Below are 25,204 nucleotides of genomic sequence, written 5' to 3'. Positions count from 1 at the left end.
GTGAGGTTGATGATTTCGGTTGTCATTCTCTTAAGTCTCCATTCGTCCGCGGTCCCCGCTCTTCAATCCGCCCTCCGATCCGAGCTTGGCTCGGATGTCGGGCTCCCCGGGGCTTGTCGCGGGACGCCCAATCGGAGCGTCCGAGAACGGATATACACGTCCCGCTGACAGATTTCAATATCTGTCAGTCAATGATCCGTGATTGACAGTTAATATTTGCGGCTGGGGTCGCCAACCCCCTGCCTCCGGTCCGGTGGATAGCTCGGCGATCCCCCTCTCCCGGGGCCCAGACCGTTTGTTTCGCCCTGCCTGCTCTGTTAAATCACGGCGTAAAAAGCATTTTGGCCGGCGCCGCCCCTCGGGATCGCCCGCCCACCTTCCTGGAGCCGTCAGATGATCCCCCGCTATACCCGCCCGGAAATGGCCTCGATCTGGGAGCCGCAGACCCGGTTCAAGATCTGGTTCGAGATCGAGGCGCATGCGGCGGACGCCCTCGCCGAGCTCGGCACCATCCCGAAGGAGGCCGCCAAAACCGTCTGGGCCAAGGCCAAGGACGCCACCTTCGACGTCGCCCGCATCGACGAGATCGAGCGCGAGACCAAGCACGATGTCATCGCCTTCCTCACTCACCTCGCCGAGATCGTCGGCCCCGAGGCGCGCTTCGTTCACCAGGGCATGACCTCGTCCGACGTGCTCGATACCTGCCTCAACGTCCAGCTCACCCGCGCCGCCGACCTGCTGCTCGCCGACCTCGACAAGGTGCTGGCCGCGCTCAAGAAGCGCGCCTTCGAGCACAAGATGACGCCGACCATCGGCCGCAGCCACGGCATCCATGCCGAGCCCGTCACCTTCGGCCTCAAGCTCGCTTATGCCTATGCCGAATTCTCGCGCGCCAAGGAGCGCCTGATCGCGGCGCGCAAGGAGGTCGCGACCTGCGCCATATCAGGCGCCGTCGGCACCTTCGCGCAGATCGATCCGCGCGTCGAAGAGCACGTTGCGAAAGCCATGGGCCTCGTCCCCGAGCCGATCTCGACCCAGGTGATCCCGCGCGACCGCCATGCGATGTATTTCTCGACGCTCGGCGTGATCGCCTCTTCGGTCGAGCGCATCGCGGTCGAGATCCGCCACATGCAGCGCACCGAAGTGCTGGAGGCCGAAGAGTTCTTCTCGGAAGGACAAAAGGGCTCCTCCGCGATGCCGCACAAGCGCAACCCGGTGCTGTCGGAAAACCTCACCGGCCTCTCCCGTATGGTGCGCGCCTATGTGACGCCTGCGCTGGAGAACGTCGTGCTCTGGCACGAGCGCGACATCTCGCACTCCTCGGCCGAGCGCATGATGGGCCCGGACGCCACCGTGACGCTCGACTTCGCACTGGTGCGCCTCGCCGGCCTGATCGACAAGCTGCTGGTCTATCCCGCCAACATGCAGAAGAACCTCGACCGCCTCGGCGGCCTCGTGCATTCGCAGCGCGTGCTCCTGGCGCTCACGCAGAAGGGCGCGAGCCGCGAGGACGCCTACAAGCTGGTGCAGCGCAACGCGATGCCGGTCTGGCGCGGTGAAGGCGATTTCCTTCAGCTGCTGAAGAAGGACACCGAGGTGAAGAAGTATCTCTCGGACGCCGAGATCGAGGAGCAGTTCGACCTCGGCTATCACCTCAAGCACGTCGACACGATCTTCAAGCGCGTGTTCGGCGAAAGCTGACATCTTGTAGGGCGGATTAGCGTAGCGTAATCCGCCTTCCGTCCCGGCATCGCGGCGGGTTACGCTACGCTAACCCGCCCTACGAAGAAAAAACGGATCCCACCCCATGCCCATCGTCAACCGCGTTGCCGCCCTCTCCGACGAAATGGCCGCCTGGCGCCATGACTTCCACGAGAACCCCGAATTGCTCTACGAGGTCCACCGCACCGCCGGCATCGTCGCCGAGAAGTTGCGCGAATTCGGCTGCGACGAAGTGGTGACGGGTATCGGGCGCACCGGCGTCGTCGGGGTGATCCGCGGCCGCAAATCCGCCTCCGGCAAGACCATTGGGCTCCGCGCCGACATGGACGCGCTGCCGATCATGGAGACGTCGGGCGTGCCTTATGCGTCGAAGGTCCCCGGCAAGATGCATGCCTGTGGCCATGACGGCCACACCGCGATGCTGCTGGGCGCCGCCAAATATCTCGCCGAGACGCGCAATTTCGACGGCACGGCGATCATGATCTTCCAGCCCGCCGAGGAAGGTGGCGGGGGCGGCAAGGCCATGGTCGAGGACGGGCTGATGACGCGCTGGAACGTCCAGGAGGTCTACGGCATGCACAACATGCCGGGCCTACCGGAAGGCCATTTCGCGACCACGCCCGGCGCGATGCTGGCCTCCTCCGACAACATCCAGATCACGGTCCACGGCAAGGGCGGCCACGCCGGCGCGGGCCCGCACAAATCCGTCGACAGCGTGCTGATCGGCTCGCAGATCGTCAACGCGCTGCAATCGATCGTGGCGCGCAACGTCGATCCGCTGAAGTCGGCGGTCATCTCGATCACGCAATTCCACTCCGGCACCGCCTTCAACATCATCCCGGAGGTCGCCGAGCTCGGCGGTACCGTGCGCACGCTCGATCCCGAGGTGCGCGATCTCGTCGAGCGCCGCATCGGCGAAGTCGCCGATAGCGTCGCCCGCGCCTATGGCGGTTCGGCCGAGACCAAATACAGCCGGATGTATCCGGTGACGATGAACCATGCGCGCGAGGCCGGCCTTGCCGCCGACGTCGCCCGCGACATCGTCGGCGCCGATCGTGTCAACGACAAGTTCATCCCGATGATGGGCGCCGAGGATTTCTCGTTCATGCTGGAGGCGCGTCCCGGCGCGATGGTGCTGGTCGGCATGGGCGACGGCAACGAGTGCCATCACCCGGCCTATGTCTTCAACGACAACATCCTCGGCCACGGCGCCTCGTTCTGGGTGCGCATGATCGAGACGCGGATGCCGGCGGGGTAATCCCTCGCCTCAGCGGGGGCCGCTTCAATTGCAGACCTCGGTCAAGCCGCCACCGTTAATGGCAACGCTCGGCGATCGTCCCAGCTTGCAGCCGGGACGAAGGGGCCGGCAGCCGGCATTCGTGCATACGATCTGGCCGGACGAATTCGCTTGTGAAGCAGCCGGCGATGACTCACTCTTTTTCCGGTCCGAGTCACGTCTTGCGGGTTCATCGCGCGTCGCGACGGGCTTCTTCTCCGGGATCTTCTCGCATTCGTTGTCGTCGCTGATACGGTGACCAGCACGGCACACGATCTTGCTGCATTGGTCTCCATCCGCCCTGAAGCCGCGCTCGCAAACCAGGGGACACACCCGCCCCGACTTTCCCTTGAGGGCGTCCAGCACATCGGCGTTCGCAATCTTCGCATCGAATTTGGTGCCGGCGTATTTGTTGAACAGCGTCAGCGAGCGTTGCGCCGTCTCGCTCCACTCGCTGTACGGCTCGGCCTTCATGCAGCCGACGCGCCGCAGCTCGACTTGCACGGATCTCGGCAGATCTTGCGCCGGAGCGGAGCTCGGCGGCGGCGAAAGCGCTGCAACCTTCTTGCTCTCGGCATCAGCGGCCTGCTTTTCCGCAACGTGCTTCGCGGCGGCGTCGGCCGCCGCCTTCTCCATGACCTGCTTCTCCGCGAGCGCTTTCGCGGCCGCCGCCTCGGCGACCTTGCGCTCGCGCTCGGCTGCTTCAGCCTTCGCCTGCTCGATCTGCTTTTGCTTCTCCGCAGCGATCCGCGCATCCTCGGCGGCTTTGGCGGCAGCGGCGGCCTTTTCCAGCTCCGCCTTGTGGGCCCGTTCAGCGGCGAGCTTCACCTTCTCCTGCTCGGCCTGCCGTGCCTTCTCGGTCGCCGCCGTGCGCTCCTCCTCGGCGGCAATCTTCTTCAGCTGCACGCGGGCGAGGTTGGCGTAGAAGCCATCCGGATAGGTCTGCAGGAAGGCTTCCCAGGCCTCACGCAGGCCGGCCTGAAGCGCAAGCTCATAGTCCCTGCGCACGCTGTCCTGTGGATTGGCCTGCGGCCCCGCCACAGTGACCGGCTTCGCTGGCACCAGCGGCACGTCGTCGCCGCCGAGCGAGCCGTAGACATAGGGCTCCTGCCTGTTGCCGGTGTTCTTCAAGACATCGTCCCGCACGAAGCCGAACGCCTTGCGCAGATCAAGCCCCGGCTTCGGCAGGTGCTCGACCAGCGCCGTGGCGAAGGGACTGTTGCGGGAATCGCCGTCGGATGCCGTCGATCCCGCCTTGGCAGCGAACGCGATCATCGTGTTCGGGCTGGTCGGCTCGACCTTGGCAAGACCTCGCCCGATCGCGCGCGAGGCCACCATGCGCTTCATGGTCTTGGAAAAGGGATTGTCGCGGCAGGCGTCGAGGATGACGAGGCGCAGCCGCTTGGCCGGCTCGACGGCGAACAGCGCACGATCGAGCGCAACCGTCTCGTCGAGAACGTCGCCGTCGGTCTCCAGCATGGCGTCGGTCGGGATGAGATAGTTGTTACCGTCGAGCTCGATGCCGTGGCCGGCGTAGTAGATCACCGCCATGTCGGCGTCGCGGACCCTGCCGGCAAAGTCACGCAGCGTCCGCCGCATCTCGGAGGCATTGAGGTCTGTTTTGACGTCGACCGCATCGAAGCCGGACTTCTTGAACATGTCGCCGATCAGGGCAGCATCGTTCACGGGATTGGTGAGCCGCAGCGTGTTCTTGTAGGCGGAATTGCCGATCACGAGCGCGACGCGCTTTTCGGCAAGGGCCGGTCCGCAAACGAGCCAGGTCGCAAGAACAAAAAAAGCGAGGGCCGTCAGCGCGATGGAGCAAGCCCGAAAGATGTGCTTCATCATCAGTTGCATATTTCAGCCGGTATCTTCACCGTAGGAGTGGCAGGATGATTGGCCGTTCCGAGCCGGCATCCCTTGGCGATCGGCCTGCATCCGGCGTTGTTGCAGATCATCTGTCCCGAGGCCTGCGGCGCCGATGGCGCGGACTCGCTCTGTTTCCGATCCGTATCCCGCCGCCGCGAATCCTCGCGCGTCGCGACCGGCTTCTTTTCCTGGACCTTCTCGCATTCATTGTCCTCGCCGACGCGATAGCCGGCGCGGCAGGCGATCTTCACGCATTGATCGCCGTCGGCCTTGAAGCCGAAATTGCACACCAGCGGACAGACCCGTCCCGGCTTCGCCTTCAGTGCGTCGAGTGCATCCACGCTCGCGATCTTCGCGTCGAGCTGGGTGCCCGCATATTTGTTGAACAGTGTCAGCGAGCGCTGCGCGGCCGAGCTCCACTCGCTCTCCGCGGACGAACTCAGGCAACCGACGCGGCGCAATTCGCTCTGTACGGATTTGGAAAGCTCGGCCGCCGACAACGTAGCTGTCGGCCCCGGCGAGAGCGCGGCCACTTTCTGGTTCTCGACTTCGGGCAGCTGCCGATCGGCGGCCGGCTTTGCGGCCTGCTCCGCCCTCTCTGCCGCCTGCTTTGCCGCGAGCTCGGCCTTGGCTTTCTCCGCCGCCTGCTTCTCGACCAATGCCTTCGCTGCGGCCGCCTCGGCAACCTTGCGCTGCTGCTCGGCCGCCTCGGCCCTCGCCTGCTCGATCTGCTTCTGCTTCTCTGCGGCAATGCGGGCCTCTTCGGCAACTTTGGCCGCAGCGGCCGCCTTGTCCTGCTCGGCCTTCTGGGCGCGCTCGGCAATGAGCCTGGTCTTTTCCTGTTCGGCCGCCTTCGCCTTTTGCTCGGCTGAAGCACGCGTCTCCTCGGCGCCGATCTTGTTCAACTGGCCTTTGGCGAGATTGGCATAGAATCCCTCAGGATATTGCGCCAGGAACGCTTCCCAGCCGTCACGGGTGCCGAGTTGGAGCGCAAGTTCATAGTCTCGCCTGAGCTCAGACTGCGGATTGGCTTGCGGGCCGGTCGCAACGGGCTTGGCAGGAACGAGCGGCACGTCATCGCCGCCGAGCGAGCCATACACGAATGGCTCTTGCTTGTTCGCGGTGCTCTTCAGCACGTCATCGCGCACGAAGCCGAACGCTTTGCGCAGATCCAGGCCGGGCTTTGGCAGGTGGTCCGAGAGAGCCGTGGCGAACGGGCTGTTCCGGGAGTCTCCATCGGACGCCGTCGAACCGGCCTTGGCCGCAAACGCAATCATCGTGTTCGGAGTGGTTGGCTCGACCTTGGCGAGGCCGCGGCCGATCGCGCGCGAGGCCACCGTGCGCTTCATGGATTTGGCGAAGGGATTGTCGCGGCAGGCATCGAGAATGACGAGACGAAGCTGTTTGGCGGGCTCGATGCTCACCAGCACGCGATCGATCGGTAACGCCTCGTCGTAGACGTCGGTGTCGGTCTCGAGCGCGGCATCGGTCGGGATCAAATAGTTGGTGCCGTCCACCTCCATGCCGTGGCCCGCATAGTAGATGACCGCGACATCGGCATCCCGGGTCCGCCCGCCGAATTCGCGTAGCGCCTTGCGCATTTCAGACGCGTTCAAGTCCTGCTTGACGTCGACCGTATCGAAGCCAGCCTTCTTCAACATGCCGCCGATCAAGCCGGCGTCGCTCGCCGGGTTGGCCAGCTTCGGCACGCTCTTATAGGCGGAATTGCCGATGACGAGCGCTACTCGTTTCTCGGCCTGCGCGGGCGCGCAAGTGACGAGAGCTGCAACAATTAATACGCAAAAGGATCTAACAATATTCACCACATCACCCGCGGGCCTCGATGCACTGCATGGAACCGGTCAATCAGGGAAGCTAAAGCGCGATGCGATGAGATGTATCGTCATCGCGCTTTAGGTTGTTATTTAAGCATGATCTTTTCGGAAAACCGCTGCGCACTTTTCCGGATCATGCTTTAGTTGCACACCTCGTAGGAACCTCCGGTCGCGGTGTTCGAGCTGACCCTGCCAGGGATGACCCCGCTGACGAGCCGACACCCTTTTTGCACCGGACGGCAGCCGGTCGAACTGCAAATGATCTGCCCGCTCGCCTCGGGCTTGGGCGGCGCGGTTTCACTTGCCCTGCGGTCTGCGTCGCGCTTCCGCGTGTCCTCGCGCGTCGCGACCGGCTTCTTCTCCGGCACCTTCTCGCACTCGTTATCGTCGCCGACGCGATAGCCGGCGCGGCAGGTGATCTTGACGCATTGGTCGCCGTCGGCCTTGAAGCCGAAATTGCACACCAGCGGGCACACCCGTCCAGGCTTCGCCTTCAGCGCATCGAGCGCATTCACGCTCGCGAGCTTCACGTCGAGCTGGGTGCCGGCATATTTGTTGAACAGCGTCAGCGAGCGCTGCGACGTCGCGCTCCAGTCGCCGTCTGCGGCGGCGGACAGGCAGCCGACGCGGCGCAACTCGCTCTGCACGGATTTTGTCAGATCAGCCGCCGATAACGTGGAGGCCGGCGCGGGCGAGAGCGCAGCGACTTTCTGGTTCTCGACTTCGGGCAGCTGCCGATCGGCAGCCGGCTTTGCGGCCTGCTCAGCCCTCTCCGCCGCCTGCTTCGCGGCAAGCTCGGCCTTGGCCTTCTCCACGGCCTGCTTCTCGGCAAGCGCCTTCGCAGCCGCCGCCTCAGCCACCTTGCGCTGGTGCTCGGCCGCTTCCGCTTTCGCTTGCTCGATCTGCTTTTGCTTCTCTGCGGCGATCCGCGCCTCTTCCGCCGCCTTGGCAGCAGCTGCTGCCTTCTCCTGCTCGGCCTTCTGGGCGCGCTCGGCGATCAGCCTGGTCTTTTCCTGCTCGGCTGCCTTGGCCTTTTGCTCAGCCGACGCGCGCGTCTCTTCGGCGGCGATCTTGTTCAACTGGCCCTTGGCCAGGTTGGCGTAGAAACCGTCCGGATACGCCGCCAGAAACGCTTCCCAGCCGTCGCGCGTCGCAAGCTGAAGCGCGAGCTCGTAATCCCTGCGGATGGCATCCTGCGGGTTTGCCTGGGGACCGGTCGCGGCCGGCCGCACGACGAGGGGCACGTCGTCGCCCCCGAGCGAGCCGTAGACATAGGGCTCCTGCTTGTAGTTCGTGCTCTTGAGCACGTCGTCGCGCACGAAGCCGAAGGCCTTGCGCAGATCAAGGCCCGGCTTTGGCAGATGCTCGACCAGCGCAGCGGCGAACGGACTGTTTCGCGCATCGCCATCGGACGCCGTCGATCCCGCCTTGGCCGCGAACGCAATCATCGTGTTCGGGCTGGTCGGCTCGACCTTGGCGAGCCCGCGCCCGACGGCGCGTGAAGCCAGCGTGCGCTTCATCGACTTGGCGAACGGGTTGTCGCGGCAGGCATCCAGGATGATCAGGCGCAGCTGCTTGGCCGGCTCGACCGCGAACAGCGCGCGTTCGACCGGAATGGTCTCATCGAGAACGTCGCCATCCGTCTCCAGCGTCGCGTCGGTCGGAATGAGATAATTGTTGCCGTCGAGCTCGATGCCGTGGCCGGCGTAGTAGATCACCGCCATGTCCGCATCGCGCGACCTGCCGGCAAACTCGCGCAGCATGCGCCGCATCTCGCTGGCACTGAGATCCAGCCGGACGTCGACGGAATCAAAGCCCGCCTTCTTGAACATGCCGCCGACCAGCGTGGCATCGTTCACGGGATTGCCGAGCTTGGGCGCGCTCTTGTAAGCGGAATTGCCGATCACAAGCGCGACCCGCCGGTCGGCATGCGCCGGTCCGCAGGCAAGGCCAATCGCAAACATCAACAAAGCAAATAGCCGAAACGGAATCACTTGCGTCCCCCCGGATGCAATTCCCTGAGACTATTCGCTAGCGTCGCCGATTGCTAATTCTTCCTATGTGATTCTTGTCACACAAGCCGGTCTAACGGGGGTAAGGATAATGCGGCGAAGCGTCACCCTGGTTTTTCCAGGTGACGCCGCCGTCTGTCCCGGCCGCTTACATTTGCACCACCTCGTGGCGCATGACGAAGGGTGCAAGCAGCGCGTGTACCTCGCTCGCAACCGCCTCGCGCTGGTCCGATGGCAGGCCGGCAAGGGTCACGGTGGCGATCGATCCGTGACTGCCATGGGCACCGACTTTGACCCTGCAATCGATGCCGCGCTCGACCAGCGGCGTGAGCACCTTGGTGAACACGCGCTCAGCCGCGTCCCAGCGCAATTGAGGCTTGAATACCTTGCCGACACCGGTCACGGGCATCGGGTCGATCGGAATGACCTGCACCGGGACGGCGGCCCGCTCCGGCGTGCGCTCGCGAACCCAGGATTCCAGTTCGCCGGGCTCCACGGTCGCGCCGGGCTTCAACTGCACGTAGCCCACCGGCAGTTCGCCGGCATAGGCGTCGGGCTGGCCGACGACGGCGGCGAAGCCGACCGCGGGATGCCGGAACATGATCTCCTCGACCGGCGCGGGATCGATGTTATGGCCACCACGGATCACGAGGTCCTTGGCGCGACCGGTGATCCAGAGATAGCCGTCGGCGTCGAGCCGGCCGAGATCGCCGGAATTGACCCAGACCTCGTCGACGAACGCGCCCTTGTTGTGCTCGTCGTTGAGATAGCCGCCGAACACGCCGGGCCCTGCCATGATGACGACCCCGATCTCATCCGGAGCGCAGTCGCGGATCAGGCGACCATCGGCATCGAGTTGCACGATGCGCACGCGCGCATAAGGCATGGGCAAGCCGACCGAGCCGAGCCGGATCGGCCGTGATGGATAGGCCAGCGTGTGCACGCTCGAGGTCTCGGTCATGCCGTAGACCTCGACCACGGGCAGCTTCAGCTTGTCCTGGATCGCCGAGCCGACCGCGACGGGGATCGCCGAGCCGCCTCCGGCGGCATATTTGAGGCTTGAGATGTCGGCTTGATCAGGTGGCACCGCGAGCGTTGCGGCGAGCACCGTCGGCACGCTCGACAGCGCTTCCGGCTTGAAGCGCTCGACCAATTTCCAGATATTCTTCACCGCATTCGGATTGCGCCAGCCGCTCGGCGACAGCACGACCAGCGAGCCGCCGCCCGACAGCATCGTCAGCACCTGGGTCAGCGATCCCCCGACGTGAAACAGCGGCATGCCGAACAGCAAATTGGCACCGGGCTTCGCCCTCAGCAGCAGGTTGAGCGCCCAGGCCTGGTAGACCTGGTTGGTATGCGTGTGCCGCACCAGCTTGGGCGTGCCGGTGGTGCCGCCGGTGTGGAAATAGGCCGCGATGTCGGCACCCGAAATCTTGCGCCCGCTGACAAGCTGATCCGACGGCTGCTGCTTGATCAGGTCGCTGAAAGCAAAGATGCCATTCGCCGGATCGCCGCCGCCGAACACCTGCACGATCGCCTTGAGGTGCTTGAGTTGCGGGCGGATCTGCTCGACCTTCTGCCAGATATCGGTGCCCGGCATCGGCCCGAGCGCCACCAGGATCTTGGTGTTTGCAGCATCAAGGATCTCCGCGATCTGGTGCGGCTCGAGCAGCGGATTGACGGGATTGGCGATGCCGGCGGCCTCCGCGCCGAACAGCGTCACGAAGGCATCCGGCACCAGCGGCAGCATGAAGCTGATGACGTCGTCTTTCTCCGCGCCGAGCGCGTGAAACATGTTGGCAGCCTGCGTGACGCGCGCAATGAAATCGCGGTAGGTGACCACCAGTGGCGTGTCGGCGGGATCAGCATTTTGCAGAAACTGGATCGCCGCGCCGTCGGGATTGCGCGCCGCGCCCAATTTGATGGCGTCAAGCGTGCTCTCGGCAGCGATGCGGTCCGCATAGGGGACCCGCTCGAACGCCCGGACCTCCTCGTCGGTCAAAAGATCCGGATAGTCATTGCCAATGAGCCGATCGAGCGCGTGGATGCCCGCCATGGAATTCCGTCCTCCCTCAGATGTATGTCCACGCCCCCTGTCTTTTGACATTTTTGGGTCGGCGAGGCCCCGACCGATGGCCGGCCGGGCGCCGACAGAATGATGGATGATTTGGCGTTCGTCCATTGCCAACGGGCTGCGGCGCTCGAACGCGAACCTAAGGCGCTTGAACCTCTGCGGCCGATCCGGGGACCAAGAACTGGCACTGAATTCGCTCACCAGCGCCCTGCCGCAAGACTTGAGGTCACCATGACGATGTCCCTGCGGAACCGCATCACACGGCTGATCGCCGCGTGCGCTATCTCAACAGCCATCGCGCTGCCCTCCGCAACATTCGCCGCGGACGGCCAGCTTGACAAGATGCGGGCCAAGATCGCGGCATTCATCACCGACAAGATGGAGAAGCTGGGCGGATCGCGCATCATCTACAAGGTGGACAGTGACGCCTTGCGGGAGGCGGTCACCACGGATCTGCGCGACGACGTCTACAAGACCCTGCGCGAGGGCCGGATCGCCTTCTCCGGCCTTGCGATTCGTGACGGCGGCGTCGAGGTCAAGATCGCGGACGCCAAGGGCCGCGAGCTGCTGACGCGCAAGCTCGCCTCGGCGGCAGAGGGATTGCCCACGCACGCCCTCGCCGTGACCGACGCCGGAGACGGGCTGATCAGGCTCGCGCCGACCGATGCCGCATCCGCCGCACGGCTGCGCGATCTCGTCGAGGATTCCATCGCCATGATCGAGCAGCGCCTCAAGGACGCCGGCGTCACTCTGGCCAGCGTCCAGCCTGAGGGAACGGACCGCATCCGCATCTTTCTGCCGGGCACGATGGAGCCCGAGCGCATCACCGCGATCTTCGCCAGGAAGGTCAAGGTCAGCTTCCGCCTGATCGATGTCACGATGTCGGCGGAGCAGGCGCAATCCGGCACGCCTCCGGCGGGCACGGAAGTCATGTTCGGCTTCAAGGACAAGCTTCCCTATCTCGTCAAGGCCAGCGCGCTCGACGGCGACGACATCAGCTACGCGGGGCCGGGATTCTCGAGCGGCACTAAGGAGCCGATCGCCTCGTTCCGCTTCAACGGCCGCGGTACGCGGCGCTTCGCTCACATCACCGCAGAGAACGTTGGAATGCCCTTCGCCATCGCGCTCGACGACAAGGTGATCTCCTCCCCGGTGATCCGCGAGCCCATCACCGGCGGCTCCGTCCAGATTTCCGGCAACTTCACCCTGGAAGAGGCGAACAGCGTCGCCATGCTGCTGCGCGCCGGCTCGCTGCCCGGACGTCTTGGCCTCGTCGAGCAGCAGGTCATCCAACCCGCCGCCAAGCCATAAGGCGAAGATCGTCAGACGCGCCCCACCAGGGGCATCCGGCCGTTCCGCGACGCCGAAGCCCGCCCCGAATCACGGCCGCGTTGCGGCCGGACGCACAACCAACGGGCAATTGCCGAAACGCCCGATCAGGCTAAAATTTGCCTCTTGCGGCGTGACGGCCAAAGGCTTCATTTCAGGCGGCCGTCATTCGATTTCGGCTATACGTGTCGAGCATACCGACCAGGACTGAAAGCCTTACGCGGGGTTAGTACCATGCCGTCCGGCAGCGCAGACATTTCCTCGATTCTCGACCGCATTCTCGATGCGGCAACGGACAACCTCAGGATCGCGAAGATCCTGGTCCAGATGGGCCTGGATCCGAACAACGTCACCTATGACGCGATCTTCAATAGGCTGCTGGAGATCTTCGTCCACAACATCACGTTTGCCAATCTGTTCGCCGCGGTCGGCGCCGGTTTCTTCGTCGCCACCCTCTTGATGCGGACCATGGTGCCGCTGCGCGTCGCCAACATGATCGGCTGCGCGTTCTTCGCCGTTTTCGGCGCGCTCTCCGCCAACGTCGCGACGTTCCTGCTCTATCTGCTGCTGCTTCCGATCAACGCCCTGCGCCTGCGGCAGATGCTCAAGCTGGTCAAGAAGGCGCGCCATGCCGCCGAAGGCGACATGTCGATCGAATGGCTCAAGCCATTTATGACCGAGCGCAAATATCGAAGCGGCGACACGCTGTTCAAACTGGGCGATCCTGCCAAGGAGATGCTCCTCACGGTCACCGGCAAGTTCCTGGTCAAGGAGATCAATGTCGAGATCGGGCCCGGAGCGCTGATGGGAGAGCTCGGCTTCCTGACGCCCGACAACCGGCGCACCGGAACGATCGAATGCATCGAGGACGGCCAGGTGCTGACGATCACCTACGACCGGCTGCTCGAGATCTACTTCCAGGACCCGCAGTTCGGCTATTACTTCCTGGTGCTGACCAGCCAGCGCCTGCTGCAGAACATCGATCGTTTGCAGAAGCAGCTCGCCACGGAGCGGGCGGCCACGACGAACAGGATCGCGTGATCGCCGCTGCTCAGCCTAGCAGCAGCGCCATGCCGGGGTCGCCCTTCTCCATCGCGCGCCGATAGGCCGGACGTGCACTGATACGGCCGAGATATTTGACCACGTTCGGGCAGCGTTGGACATCGTAGGGCTGGAAGTAGCGCATCGTCGTCAGCGAAAAGCCCATCATGATGTGGGCGGTGGTGAAGGCATTGCCCGCCAGATATTCGGCATCGCGAAGGCGGGCGTCGAGGAGATCGTAGGAGCGATCGAGCCGTCCCTTCATGGCAAGCAGGGTCGGGTTATCCTTTGCAAGATCGAGTCGATTCAGAATCATCATCCGCCCCATGCCGGGTTGCAACGTGCCATTGGCGAAGTGAAGCCAGTACAGGAACTGCGGGAAGGCGGGATCATTGGGGCCGAGCACCAGACGGCCGTTGCCGTACTTTGCGACGATGTAGTCGACGATGGCGCCGGACTCCGCGAGCACGAGATCGCCGTCGGTCACGACGGGCGCCGCCCCGCTCGGGTGCAGCGCCTTGTACTCCGGGGGCGCCAGCATGGTGACGGGATCGCGGGCGTAGCGCTTCAGCTCGTAGTCAAGCCCCAGCTCCTCGCAGAGCCAGACGATGCGCTCGGACTGAGACTTGCCGAGATGATGGACGGTGAGCATGCGGCCTCCTGCAGCGGTAAGTTGGGCACGTCGTGAAGACGCGTATAGCCTGCCATTGCCGGGGACGCATCTCGGTCTTGTGTCCCGGATGCAGCGCGGTGCCGCTTCGACGGCGCTGCAGAGCCGGGGCCCAGCCCACCGGGTATGTCCTGTCCGCGGCGCCTCCAGCCTCCCTCCAAAACGGCCCCGCCGCAAAATCGCCCTAAAAACCGAATGGTAACCATGACGGGCTAGGGTAATGACGTGACCAATCCTCCGACGATCCTGGTGTTCGATTCCGGCCTTGGCGGGCTCACGGTGCTCCGCGAGGTCGTGGCCGCGCGTCCGGACGCCCATTTCGCCTACGTCGCCGACGACGCCTTCTTCCCCTACGGCCACCACAGCGAGGACGAGATCATCGCCCGCGTCGTGCCGCTGATGGGTGAGCTGATCGGCACGCATGACCCTGATATCGTCGTCATCGCCTGCAACACGGCGTCCACCCTGGTCCTGTCCCACTTGCGCGCCACTTATTCGGTGCCCTTCGTCGGTACGGTGCCGGCGATCAAGCCGGCCTGCGCGCAATCGAGGACCCGCCGCGTCTCGGTGCTCGGCACCAAGGGCACGGTGAAGCGCGAATACACCAAGGCCCTGATCCGCGATTTCGCGCAGGGCTGCGAGGTGACGCTGGTCGGCTCGCCCGAGCTTGCCTCGCTGGCTGAAGCTGAACTCAGCGGCGCTTCCGTCAGCGACGGCGACATCCTGGCCGAACTCGCCCCCTGCTTCGTCGGCGAAGACGCGACCTCGCGCACCGACACCGTCGTGCTCGCCTGCACACATTATCCGCTGCTGCTCGACCGGCTGAAGCGGCTGGCACCCTGGCCGGTCGACTGGATCGATCCCGCGCCGGCGATCGCCCGCCGCGTCTCGGATCTGCTCGGCCCGCGCATCGGCGGCATCGCACAGGTCGGCGCCGAGATGATCTTCACCTCGAACCGCGTGCACGGCCTTTCGGCTACGCTGACGCCGTTCTTCGGCGGCCGCGCGCTGGCCTGACTTTGCGCATCGGCGCCGCGCTGCTAGGTTTTGCCGTTGTCACCTCACTGCAGGCCTTTCCATGTCGGTCCAGACTCCGCCGCTCAACCGCCTCCGCCAATTGTGGCGCGATGGCCGCCCCGCTTTCGGCGCGATCGCGACCATCCCGAGCGTGCAGATGGTGCAGATCATGGCGCGCTCGCTCGACTGGATCATCGTCGATCTCGAGCATGGTCCCATCGGGCTGACCGAAGCGCATGCGATGATCGCCGCGACCACAGGCACGCCGTGCACTCCCCTGGTGCGGATCGCGGCGAATGAGCCGTGGCTTGCGAAAGCCCCGATGGACATCGGCGCCTTCGGCATCAACTTTCCGATGATCACGAACCGCAACGATGCCGAGAAGGCGGTCCGCAGCGTGCGCTACCCGCCGCGCGGCGACCGGCTCTGGGGGCCCTTCCACGCGCCGTTCCGCTGGGGCCAGTCGATGCCGGACTACATGGCGAGCGCCGACGACGAGATGATCTGCATGATCACCATCGAGCATGTCGATGCCGTCAACCGCATCGACGAGATCATGGCGACGCCGGGCATCGACGTCGCCGTGATCGGGCCCGGCGATCTCGCGACATCCATCAACAAGCGCGGCCAGATGGACGATCCGGAACTGCTGGAGCTGGTCGCGCGCGCCGAGGCCGGCATCCTCAGAAGCGGCGTGCCGATCGGCGGCGTGGCCCGCACCGCCGACCAGGCCAACGCCCTGGTCGACCGCGGCTACCGCGCGATCGCGCTGGGCTTCGACTGGTCGCTGCTCCAGCGCGGCATCATGGCGGCGTTCGAGGGCATCAGGCGCTGAGCAGGCCCTGCCACCTTGCCGCGAACTGCGGCCCTGCTAGGGTCGGCCGAATAGGGAGGAAAAACCATGCTCAAGAAGACTTTGCTCGCTCTGACCTTTACCGGCCTCGCCGTCGCCGCCTTCGCCCAGCAGCCTGGCATCAAGCGCACCCCGCTCCAGAAAGTCGAATTTCCGGAGGGCTATAATACCGTCACCGCCATTGCGGAGGTCCCGGCGGGCGGCGCGGCCGGACGCCATACCCATCCCGGAATTGAGACCGGTTATGTGCTGGAAGGCGAGCTCAATCTCCTCGTCGACGGGCAGCCGGAGAAGACCTTGAAAGCCGGCGATTCCTACCAGATCCCGGCAGGCGTCGTGCATGACGCCAAGGCTCATGGCGATAAAGCCATGAAAGTGCTTGGAGTTTACGTCGTCGACAAGACCAAGCCGCTGGCTTCGCCGGCTCCCTGATTGGTCGAACCGTTCAGCCCCTGGCGGGTTGGTTCGTGCTAAAGGAAACGGCGAGCGGGACCCGCTCGCTGCACATTTTTTCATCTGTAGGAACCGAAGACCGATGCGGGGGACGCCAAGGCCCATTTCGCTGCCGCGCCGCCTGATTTGCGACCTCATGCGCGCGTCGATGGACGTGCCGTTCGTTTCGCTCTCCCGTTCGCTCAATATCCGCCCCCTGCTCGAGGCTCGCGCCGGAGCCGCCACGCCGGCCGGCTGGGCTGCCACCTTCGTCAAGGCGTTCGCCCTGGTCGCCAGGGACGAGCCGATCCTGCGCACCGTCTACGCCAAATGGCCCTGGCCGACGTTCTACGAATTGCCGAACAGCGTGGCGTCGGTGGCGATCGCCCGGGTCGAGGACGGCGAGGAATGCGTGATGCCGCAGCGAATCGCGGCTCCCGAGGCCATGGCGCTGGCCGCGGTCGATGCCGAGATCCGGCGCGGCAAGACGGCGCCGATCGCAGACGTTCCGATGTTCCGCAAGATCATGCGGGCAACCCGCCTGCCGCTGCCGCTGCGGCGCCTGTCCTGGGCGATCGGCCTCAATTTCGGCCGCCAGCGCGGCAACTGGTTCGGAAGCTTTGCGGTGAGCTCGGTGGCCGCCTATGGCGGCGGAGAGCTCCATCCGATCACGCCGGGCCCCTTCATCGTCAGCTACGGCCTGGTCGAGCCCGACCAGACCATTCATGTCGTGATCCGCTGGGACCACCGGGTTACTGATGCGGCCCCGATCGCCCGGGTCCTGACCCGGCTGGAACAGGTCCTGAACACTGAAATCGCTGCCGAATTGCGGGCGGCGGGGTCAAAGCCGATAAGAGTGGTCGGGACATAAGCACCGTCGTTCCGGGGCAGCTCGCAGAGCCGAACCCGGAACCTCGAGATTTCCGGGTCGATGCTGGCGCATCGCCCGGAATGACGGGCTAAACAATTGACAGCGAACCCCAAACTCCCCTAAAAGCCGCCTGCTCGCGGGCCGATTTCGGCCCGCGAAGCGTTTCGCGACCCGTGGTCCTCTCCCTTGAAGCTTTGGGGATCGGACCTGTCAGTGCCGGGCTAGCCCGTCACACAGGAGGGCGCGTTTCCTCAAACCATGTACCTGAAGAGGACGCGATGACTAAGCGCAGTGAGGCGAAGTACAAACTCGATCGCCGTATGGGCCAGAACATCTGGGGCCGCCCGAAGAGCCCCGTGAATCGCCGCGAATACGGCCCCGGCCAGCACGGCCAGCGCCGCAAGGGCAAGCTCTCGGACTTCGGCGTGCAGCTGCGCGCCAAGCAGAAGCTGAAGGGCTACTACGCCAACATCTCCGAGCGTCAGTTCCACGGCATCTATGTCGAGGCGAGCCGCCTCAAGGGTGACACCGGCGAGAACCTGATCGGCCTGCTGGAGCGTCGTCTCGACGCGGTCGTGTACCGCGCCAAGTTCGTTTCCACGATCTTCGCCGCTCGCCAGTTCATCAACCACGGCCACATCAAGGTGAACGGCCGCAAGGTCAACATCTCGAGCTATCAGCTCAAGGTCGGCGACGTGATCGAGGTCAAGGAAGCCTCCAAGCAGCTCGCCCACGTGCTGGAAGCCAGCCAGCTCCCCGAGCGCGACACTCCCGACTATCTCGAAGTCGACCACGGCAAGATGACCGCGAAATACGTGCGCATCCCCGGCCTCTCCGACGTGCCGTTCCCGGTGCAGATGGAGCCCCATCTGGTCGTCGAATTCTATTCGCGCTAAGATCTGAATATCGAAAGGCCCCGGTTCGCCGGGGCCTTTTTGCTTAAGAGCCACAATTCAGTGGCCGCAAATGCGTTAGGAGCCGTCGCATGCTCTACACCCCTCCCCCGATCGATCCCAAGGCGCCGCCGGTGCGCATCAATCTGCTCTCGGACACGCAGACCAAGCCGACGGCCGCGATGCGCGAGGCGATGGCGCGCGCCGAGGTCGGCGACGAGCAGGTCGGTGACGATCCGACCGTGAACGCGCTGTGCGAGCGCGTGGCGGATCTGCTCGGCAAGGAAGCCGCGGTCTACATGCCCTCGGGCACCATGTGCAACGTCACCGCGACGCTGGTGCATTGCCGCCCCGGCGACGAGATCCTGGCGCACGAGACCGCGCACATCATCGCCCGCGAAGGCGGCGCGCATGCGGCGATCGGCGGTTTTCAGGTGACGCAGCTTAGGGGTCCCGACGGCCAGTTCACGCCGGAGACATTCCGGAAAGCCCTGCATCCACGCACGCGCTACCAGCCGCCGCAGACCGTCGTCAGCGTCGAGCAGACCGCCAATATCGGCGGCGGCACGATCTGGAAGAAGGCAGTGCTCGACGAGATCGTCGCGATCGCGAAGCAACACGGCCTCGTCACCCACATGGACGGTGCACGTCTCCTCAATGCCACCGTCGCCAGCGGCATCTCCCCGCGTGACATGACGGCGGGCTGGGATTCGGCCTGGATCGATTTCTCCAAAGGCCTGGGCGCGCCGATCGGCGGCGTACTCGCGGGCTCGCGCGCCTTCATCGATGCGGTCTGGCAGTGGAAGCAGCGCCTCGGCGGATCGATGCGGCAGGCCGGAATCTGCGCCGCCGCCTGCATCTACGCGCTCGACCACCATGTCGATCGCCTCGCCGACGACCACGCCAATGCGCGCGCGCTTGCCCGCGGGCTGTCGCAGATCCCCGGCGTCGAGGTGCAGGAGCCCGAGACCAACCTCGTGTTCTTCAAGCCCGACGGCGCCGGCATTGCCGGCGACAAGATGGTTGCAGCACTGCGCCAGCGCGGCGTGACGCTCGCGATGATGGACGGCCGCATCCGCGCCTGCACCCATCTCGACGTCGATGCGAGCCAGATCGAGGAGACGATCGGGTACGTGCGCGAGACCGTGCGCGGGGCGTAGTCAGCGCGTATTCGAGCGAAGTGGATACCGGTTCGCGTAAAGAAAACGCGTCAAAACGAGAGTCTACCGACCCATCGCCTGATAGATCAGCGTCTTCAACGCCAGCTGGATCCGGCCGCGTTGCGACGGGGTCTGCACCATGAAGATCCCGAACAAATCGTCTTCCGGGTCGATGAAGAAGAAGGTGCCGCCGACGCCGTCCCAGCGATATTCGCCAAGCGGCCATGACGTCCCCGGGGGCACCGAAGTGCGCACCGCAAAACCGAGGCCGAAGCCGGAGCTGCCGCCCGGATAATAGTTCTGATCGCGCGCGATCTTCGTTTCCGGCCCGATGTGATCCGACGCCATCAGCGCGATGGTCTCGGGCTTGAGATAGCGCCGGCCTTCATAGCTGCCGCCATTCAGCAGCATCTGCGCGAAGCGGGCGTAGTCGCCGACTGTGCCGACGAGGCCGGCACCGCCCGATTGCCAGATCGCCGGGCGCCTGATGTCGCGAACCGGTGTCGTTGCATTGATGTTGCGATCATCCGGCATCGGTTCGGCGATGCGTAGGAATTTGGCGGGGTCGGTGACGTAGAACGCCGTCTCCGTCATGCCGAGCGGGTCGAGCAGCCGCTCCTTCTCGAACTGCAGCAGCGTCTTGCCCGAGATGACCTCGACAACCCGGCCGAGCACGTCGGTGGCAAAGCCGTAGTCCCACAGCGTGCCCGGCTGCTCGGCGAGCGGCAGCGCCGCGAGCTTCGCGACGAAATCGGCGTTGGAAACATCGCCATTGAAGAGGTTGGCGGCCGCATAGAGCTCGCGCACCGCGCCGCCGCCAGAAGAACCGTAAGGCAGCCCCGCGGTGTGGCGCAGCAGATCCTTGATCGTGACGGGACGCTGCAGCGGCTCCAGTGCCAGCGAGACCTTGCCGTCCTCCGCCTTCTTCTCGACGCCGACCTTCATATCGGCAAAGGCCGGAATGTACTTTGCGACGGCATCCTCGAGCGCGAGCTTGCCTTCCTCGACCAGCATCATCGCCATGACCGAGGTGATCGGCTTCGACATCGAATAGAGACGGAAGATCGTGTCCGCGCTCATCGAACTCTCGGTCGCGACATCGCGAACGCCGAAATTCTCGTAATAGACCGGCTTGCCATGCTGCTGGAGCAGCAGAATGGCGCCGGGAATCTTGCCGGTCACGATCTCGTTGCGGATGTAGTCGGAGATCTTCGCCAGCCCTTGGGCCGAGAGCGTGCGAGCGCTGCGTGCTTCGGAGCCGGCCTTCGCACCGACCGCTCCGACCAGAAGCACGAGCGCCGCGATGAAAGCGCGGCGCCCGAACATGTCACTTTTCCATGGCTTCATAGACCAACAGCTTCAATGTCCGCTGCACGCGCTGGCGCTCGGTCGGGGTCTGCTCCAGCAGCACGAAGAACATGTCCTGCTTGGGATCGATGACGAAATAGCAGCCGGAGGCGCCGTCCCATTTCAACTCGCCGAGATTGCCGGGCGGCGGCGGTTTTGCGTTGCCGGGATCGGTGCGCACCGCGAGCCCTAGGCCGAAGCCGAAACCGTCGCCGGGGAAGTAGAAATAATCGCGATCGACGCCTGATTTGGGGCCGAGCTGATCGGTCGTCATCAGCTTGAACGTCTCAGGCTTGAGAATGGTCTTGCCGTCGAGGCTGCCGCCGTTGAGCAGCATCTGCGCGAAGCGCTCATAATCGGCCATGGTCGTCACCATGCCACCGCTGGCGAACTGCATCTTCTTGACCACGGTCGGATCATTGATCCGGCCAACGCGGAAGTCGCTGTCGTTCGGCACCGGCTGCGCCAGCAGCTTCTGCTTCTCGGGAGCGGCGACGAAAAAGCCGGTGTCGACCATGCCGAGCGGATCGAGCAGCTTCTCGCGCATGATGTCGATCAGCGGCTTGCCGGCCGCGATCTCCATCACGCGTGCCAGCACGTCGGTGGAATGGCCGTATTGCCAGAGCGCACCCGGCTGGTTGTGCAGCGGCAGCTTGGCGATGCGCTCGGCGAACTCGGCGAGGTCGAAATCGCCTGCGTAGAGGTTGGCATCGCGATAGGCCTTGCGGACCAGGCTGTCGCCATAGAAGCCATAGGTGATGCCCGATGTGTGCGTCATCAAATCATGCACCGTCATCGGCCGGTTCGGCGGCACCAGCTCGAGCGACTTGGTGCCGTCCTCCGCCTTCTTCTCGACGCCGACTTTCACATTGGCGAAGGACGGAATGTACTTCGAGACGGGATCATCCAACTTGATCTTGCCGTCCTCGACCAATTGCATCGCGACCACCGAAGTGATCGCCTTGGACATCGAGAACAGGCGGAAGATCGTCTTGTCCGTGATCGGCGCCTTGCTGACCACGTCCTGCACGCCGAAGGCTTCGTGATAGACCGGTTTGCCGTGCTGCCGGATCAGTACGGTCGCGCCGGCGATCTTGCCGGTCGCAACCTCGTTCTTGAAGAATTCGCTGATCTTGCCGAGCTTGTCCCGATTGAAATGCGCGCCGGCCGGAATCTCGTAGGTGCCCTCCGCTCGCGCCAGCGACATCGCGCCGAGCGACACCAGCGCGCCGCAGACCAGCGCACGCAGTCCAGACTGTGAAATCATATCCCCTCCCCGGAACATGGCCCGGCGGAGTGTACTGAGCGCGCCATCAGGCACAAGGGCCGGCGTGTCGCGCAAGCGCCTCGGCGTGGAGCTTGGCGCTCGGCTCGGCGAAGCAGCAGAACACCACGCGGGCCACGGACGGCGCCAAAGCGAGCCCTTCGATTGTGGTACGAACGGCGATATCGGCGGCCCGGTCGGCTGGAAAGCGGAAAATGCCGGTCGAAATCGCGGGAAATGCCACCGAGGTCAGCTTGTGCTTCCCGCACAGCTCCATCGAGCCGCGATAACAGGACGCGAGCAGATCGTCCTCTCCGAGCGTGCCGCCATTCCAGACCGGTCCGACGGTGTGGATCACATGGGCAGCCTTGAGCCGGTAGCCTTTGGTGATCTTGGCATCACCCGTCTTGCAGCCGTGGAGCATGCGGCATTCGGCGACCAGATCGGGGCCGGCCGCCCGATGGATCGCACCATCCACGCCGCCCCCACCAAGGAGCGACGTGTTGGCCGCGTTGACGATGGCATCAACGCTCAGTGTGGTGATGTCTGCGACAATGACCTCGAGCTCGGCGCCGCCAATCCGGCGCGTCAGCTGGGTCACCTATCAGGCCGCGACGACGACGCCCTTCTCGGTAAAAAGCTGCTGCAATTCACCGGCCTGGAACATCTCGCGGACGATGTCGCAGCCGCCGACGAACTCGCCCTTCACATAGAGCTGCGGGATGGTCGGCCAGTTGGAGAAGGTCTTGATGCCGTTGCGCAGTTCGGCGGATTCGAGAACGTTGAGGCCCTTATAGCCGACGCCGATATGGTCGAGGATCTGGACGACCTGGCCGGAGAAACCGCACTGCGGAAATTGCGGCGTGCCCTTCATGAACAGAACCACGTCGTTCGACTTCACTTCGTTGGCGATGAATTCCTCGATGCTCATTTCCGTGTCCTTCTGGGGCGGAGCCCCCACCAATCAATTCGGGCTGGCTCCGCCGATCTAACCCGATACCTGCCTATATATGTAGCCCAAACCGTTGTGCATCCAAAGTAAAATGGCGGCGACATGCCCCGCTGGCCGGCTTGCCCCCCAAGCCGGATCCATAGGCTGATGACATCAATATCATCGCCGGGGAGGACTTTCATACCGTAACGGAGCCCCTATCTAGGACAAACCTCGGTTTTGGAACCGGGCAACGCCAACGACGTTCTCTTGTCCTGTCTGGAGAAAAACGTGACGAAACAAGCCTCCGCTACGGCCGCCCCCTCGCTTTCGTCACTGTCCTCTGCCGGTAACCTCGCCCAGCGGCTGGAAGACGCCTTTCTCGCCGTCCGCAACGAGACCGAACGCCGGGCCGCGCCGCTCTCGCCGGAGGACCAGCAGATCCAGTCCATGCCCGATGCGAGCCCGACGAAATGGCACCGGGCCCATACCACCTGGTTCTGGGAACAATTTTTGCTCGGCGAGCACGCGGCTAGCTACCGACCCTTCCACCCCGATTTCGCATTCCTGTTCAATTCCTATTACGTCAGCGCCGGCCCGCGTCATGCCCGCAATCATCGTGGCGACATCACCCGTCCCAGCGCAAACGAGGTCGGCGCCTATCGCAACTATGTCGATGCGGCGGTCGTGAAATTCTTCCGCGAGGCGGGGGAGGACAAGCTTCGCGCGATCGCACCGCTGGTCGAGGTCGGGCTCAACCACGAGCAGCAACACCAGGAATTGATGTTCACCGACGTCCTGCACGCCTTCGCGCAGAACCCGGTCTATCCGGCCTATGACCCGGACTGGCGCTTCCCGGCCGCGACGCGCGCTGGCGACGACTGGCTGACGCTGAACGAGGGTATCCACACCGTCGGCCATGTCGACGACAGCTTTCATTTCGACAACGAGAAGCCGGCGCATCGCGCCCTCGTCGGCCCGGTCAGGGTCGCGCGCAATCTGGTCACCAATGCCGAGTGGCTGGCCTTCATGCGGGACGGCGGATACCGGCGTGCGACGCTGTGGCTGATGGACGGCTTTGCCGCAGCCAGCAAGGAAGACTGGCAGGCCCCGGGTTACTGGCGCGAGATCGATGGCCAGTGGCACGTGATGACGCTGGCCGGTGTGAAGCCGGTCGATCCCACCGCGCCGGTCTGCCATATCAGCTACTACGAAGCCGACGCCTTCGCGCGCTGGGCTGGCAAACATCTGCCGACCGAGATGGAGTGGGAGGTCGCGGCCCGCGCCGGCCAACTCAACGACGCCTTCGGCATCGTCTGGCAGTGGACCCGCAGCTCGTACGCGCCCTATCCCGGCTACCGGGCCATCGAAGGCGCGCTCGGCGAGTACAACGGCAAGTTCATGGTCAACCAGCTGGTACTGCGAGGCTCCTCGCTTGCAACTCCGGAAGGCCACAGCCGTATCACCTATCGGAACTTCTTTTATCCGCACCACCGCTGGCAGTTCACGGGACTGCGGCTCGCCGATTACGACTAGTTCTCATCCGACGACAGATGCGCGCCGGACAGCGCGTTCAGGAGAGTATCATGAATGTGCACGCCAGCGCTTTGGCCGAAGCCCATCTTCCCGACGAACAGACCACCGCCTTCGCCCGCGAGGCCATCAAGGACCTCTCGCAGCAGCCCAAAACACTGTCGCCGAAATATTTCTACGACGCGACGGGATCGGAGCTGTTCGAGGCGATCACGCGCCTGCCGGAATATTATCCGACGCGGACCGAGCTCTCGATCCTGAAGGATCGTGGCAGCGAGATCGCGAAGATCATTCCGGAGCATGCCGCGCTGGTCGAGTTCGGCGCCGGCGCGACCACGAAGGTCCGCCTGCTGCTCAACCAGTGCAGGTTCGCGGCCTATGTCCCCGTCGACATCTCCGGTGACTTCCTCAAGGCGCAGGCGAACGGCCTGAAGCGCGACTTCCCGTCGCTCGGCATCTATCCGGTGACCGCCGATTTCACCACGCCGTTCGAGCTGCCGAGGGCGGTCGCCTCGATGCCCAAGGTCGGCTTCTTTCCGGGCTCGACCATCGGCAATTTCGAGCCGCATGAAGCCCAGGCCTTCCTGAAGAGCGCACGCGCGATCCTGGGCCGGGGCGCGCAGATGATCATTGGCGCCGACCTCGAGAAGGATGAGCGCGTGCTGTTCGATGCCTATAACGACGCCGCCGGCGTCACCGCGCGCTTCAACCTCAATGTTCTCGTGCGGATCAACCGCGAGCTTGGCGGCAATTTCGACCTCTCCGCCTTCACCCATCGCGCGATCTACAATCGCGAGCGGCACCGCATCGAGATGCACTTGTTCAGCAAGAAGAGCCAGACCGTGCGCCTGCTCGGCACCAGCTTCTCGTTCCGCCCCGGCGAAAGCATCCACACCGAGAACAGCTACAAATACAGCATCGAGCGTTTTGCCGCGCTGGCACAGGGCGCGGGTTGGCGCGTCCGCGAGAGCTGGACGGATGCGGCGAAGATGTTCTCGGTGCATGCGCTGGAGGTGGCGGAGTAAACGCTGCGGCCGCTCTCCGCGAGAGCGCTTTCCCCGCAGCGCATCCTTCG

General features: G+C 64.4%; 21 protein-coding genes. 12 read left to right on the top strand and 9 right to left on the bottom strand.

The window, feature by feature from the left end:
• The first annotated feature begins 393 nt into the window (after positions 1-393).
• Positions 394-1,701: an adenylosuccinate lyase gene (purB, locus tag GGD62_RS14270; protein ID WP_018316561.1), complete on the top strand. Its 1,308-nt coding sequence runs from the start codon at positions 394-396 to the stop codon at positions 1,699-1,701.
• Between the two features lie 106 nt (positions 1,702-1,807).
• Positions 1,808-2,980 (top strand): M20 aminoacylase family protein, encoded by a 1,173-nt coding sequence (locus tag GGD62_RS14265; RefSeq protein WP_183708864.1) that lies wholly within the window; start codon positions 1,808-1,810, stop codon positions 2,978-2,980.
• A 24-nt stretch (positions 2,981-3,004) separates the two neighbouring features.
• Here GGD62_RS14265 and GGD62_RS14260 read toward each other — a convergent pair whose 3' ends face one another.
• From GGD62_RS14260 to GGD62_RS14245, 4 genes are all read right to left on the bottom strand, one after another.
• The gene (locus GGD62_RS14260; protein ID WP_092259357.1) at positions 3,005-4,846 is read right to left on the bottom strand and encodes a caspase family protein; all 1,842 of its coding nucleotides are present in this window, start codon (positions 4,844-4,846) and stop codon (positions 3,005-3,007) included.
• Complete coding sequence (locus GGD62_RS14255) at positions 4,846-6,690, bottom strand: caspase family protein (RefSeq protein ID WP_183708863.1); 1,845 nt, start codon at positions 6,688-6,690, stop codon at positions 4,846-4,848. The genes GGD62_RS14260 and GGD62_RS14255 overlap by 1 nt, the downstream gene beginning before the upstream one ends.
• Positions 6,691-6,842: 152 nt before the next feature.
• On the bottom strand, positions 6,843-8,666 hold the full coding sequence (locus tag GGD62_RS14250; protein ID WP_183708862.1) for a caspase family protein: 1,824 nt from the start codon (positions 8,664-8,666) through the stop codon (positions 6,843-6,845).
• 196 nt (positions 8,667-8,862) lie between these two features.
• The gene (locus GGD62_RS14245) at positions 8,863-10,770 is read right to left on the bottom strand and encodes an acyl-CoA synthetase (protein ID WP_183708861.1); all 1,908 of its coding nucleotides are present in this window, start codon (positions 10,768-10,770) and stop codon (positions 8,863-8,865) included.
• A gap of 249 nt (positions 10,771-11,019) precedes the next feature.
• Here GGD62_RS14245 and GGD62_RS14240 point away from each other — a divergent pair, with 249 nt between their 5' ends.
• Both GGD62_RS14240 and GGD62_RS14235 read left to right on the top strand, forming a co-directional pair.
• Positions 11,020-12,099 carry a SecDF P1 head subdomain-containing protein gene (locus GGD62_RS14240; RefSeq protein ID WP_183230020.1) on the top strand — a complete coding sequence of 360 codons (1,080 nt, stop codon included), beginning with the start codon at positions 11,020-11,022 and terminating at the stop codon, positions 12,097-12,099.
• 252 nt (positions 12,100-12,351) lie between these two features.
• Positions 12,352-13,158, top strand: coding sequence for a Crp/Fnr family transcriptional regulator (locus GGD62_RS14235; protein ID WP_018316569.1), 807 nt, complete (start codon positions 12,352-12,354; stop codon positions 13,156-13,158).
• 10 nt (positions 13,159-13,168) lie between these two features.
• On the opposite strand, the gene GGD62_RS14230 is transcribed toward GGD62_RS14235, so the two are convergent.
• A complete protein-coding gene (locus tag GGD62_RS14230) occupies positions 13,169-13,810 on the bottom strand; it encodes a glutathione S-transferase family protein (RefSeq protein ID WP_183708860.1) in 642 nt (213 codons plus the stop codon).
• 243 nt (positions 13,811-14,053) lie between these two features.
• Here GGD62_RS14230 and murI point away from each other — a divergent pair, with 243 nt between their 5' ends.
• From murI to GGD62_RS14200, 6 genes are all read left to right on the top strand, one after another.
• On the top strand, positions 14,054-14,845 hold the full coding sequence (gene murI / locus GGD62_RS14225) for a glutamate racemase (protein ID WP_183708859.1): 792 nt from the start codon (positions 14,054-14,056) through the stop codon (positions 14,843-14,845).
• Between the two features lie 61 nt (positions 14,846-14,906).
• Positions 14,907-15,680 (top strand): HpcH/HpaI aldolase/citrate lyase family protein, encoded by a 774-nt coding sequence (locus GGD62_RS14220; protein WP_179734172.1) that lies wholly within the window; start codon positions 14,907-14,909, stop codon positions 15,678-15,680.
• Between the two features lie 66 nt (positions 15,681-15,746).
• Entirely contained in the window at positions 15,747-16,130 is a 384-nt protein-coding gene (locus GGD62_RS14215; RefSeq protein WP_018316573.1) for a cupin domain-containing protein, read from the top strand.
• A gap of 103 nt (positions 16,131-16,233) precedes the next feature.
• Entirely contained in the window at positions 16,234-17,001 is a 768-nt protein-coding gene (locus tag GGD62_RS14210; protein WP_183708858.1) for an acyltransferase, read from the top strand.
• A gap of 278 nt (positions 17,002-17,279) precedes the next feature.
• Entirely contained in the window at positions 17,280-17,897 is a 618-nt protein-coding gene (rpsD, locus tag GGD62_RS14205; protein ID WP_018316575.1) for a 30S ribosomal protein S4, read from the top strand.
• Positions 17,898-17,986: 89 nt separating this feature from the next.
• Entirely contained in the window at positions 17,987-19,054 is a 1,068-nt protein-coding gene (locus tag GGD62_RS14200) for a low specificity L-threonine aldolase (RefSeq protein WP_183708857.1), read from the top strand.
• A 63-nt stretch (positions 19,055-19,117) separates the two neighbouring features.
• On the opposite strand, the gene GGD62_RS14195 is transcribed toward GGD62_RS14200, so the two are convergent.
• The 4 genes from GGD62_RS14195 to grxD are packed head-to-tail and all read right to left on the bottom strand — an operon-like array spanning position 19,118 to position 22,596.
• Complete coding sequence (locus GGD62_RS14195) at positions 19,118-20,380, bottom strand: serine hydrolase (protein ID WP_183708856.1); 1,263 nt, start codon at positions 20,378-20,380, stop codon at positions 19,118-19,120.
• Position 20,381: 1 nt separating this feature from the next.
• Positions 20,382-21,668: a serine hydrolase gene (locus tag GGD62_RS14190; protein WP_183708855.1), complete on the bottom strand. Its 1,287-nt coding sequence runs from the start codon at positions 21,666-21,668 to the stop codon at positions 20,382-20,384.
• Positions 21,669-21,714: 46 nt separating this feature from the next.
• Positions 21,715-22,266, bottom strand: coding sequence for an O-acetyl-ADP-ribose deacetylase (locus GGD62_RS14185; protein WP_183708854.1), 552 nt, complete (start codon positions 22,264-22,266; stop codon positions 21,715-21,717).
• A gap of 3 nt (positions 22,267-22,269) precedes the next feature.
• A complete protein-coding gene (gene grxD, locus GGD62_RS14180; protein ID WP_018316580.1) occupies positions 22,270-22,596 on the bottom strand; it encodes a Grx4 family monothiol glutaredoxin in 327 nt (108 codons plus the stop codon).
• Positions 22,597-22,836: 240 nt separating this feature from the next.
• On the opposite strand from grxD, the gene egtB reads away from it, so the two are divergent.
• Both egtB and egtD read left to right on the top strand, forming a co-directional pair.
• Positions 22,837-24,132 carry an ergothioneine biosynthesis protein EgtB gene (gene egtB / locus GGD62_RS14175; RefSeq protein WP_183708853.1) on the top strand — a complete coding sequence of 432 codons (1,296 nt, stop codon included), beginning with the start codon at positions 22,837-22,839 and terminating at the stop codon, positions 24,130-24,132.
• A gap of 50 nt (positions 24,133-24,182) precedes the next feature.
• Complete coding sequence (egtD, locus tag GGD62_RS14170; RefSeq protein WP_026201693.1) at positions 24,183-25,154, top strand: L-histidine N(alpha)-methyltransferase; 972 nt, start codon at positions 24,183-24,185, stop codon at positions 25,152-25,154.
• Positions 25,155-25,204 lie beyond the last annotated feature (50 nt).

Source organism: Bradyrhizobium sp. ERR14 (assembly GCF_014198235.1).
GTDB lineage: Bacteria > Pseudomonadota > Alphaproteobacteria > Rhizobiales > Xanthobacteraceae > Bradyrhizobium.
The sequence above is the reverse complement of the archived record's forward strand: the minus strand, read 5'-3'. Positions and strand labels throughout refer to the sequence as shown.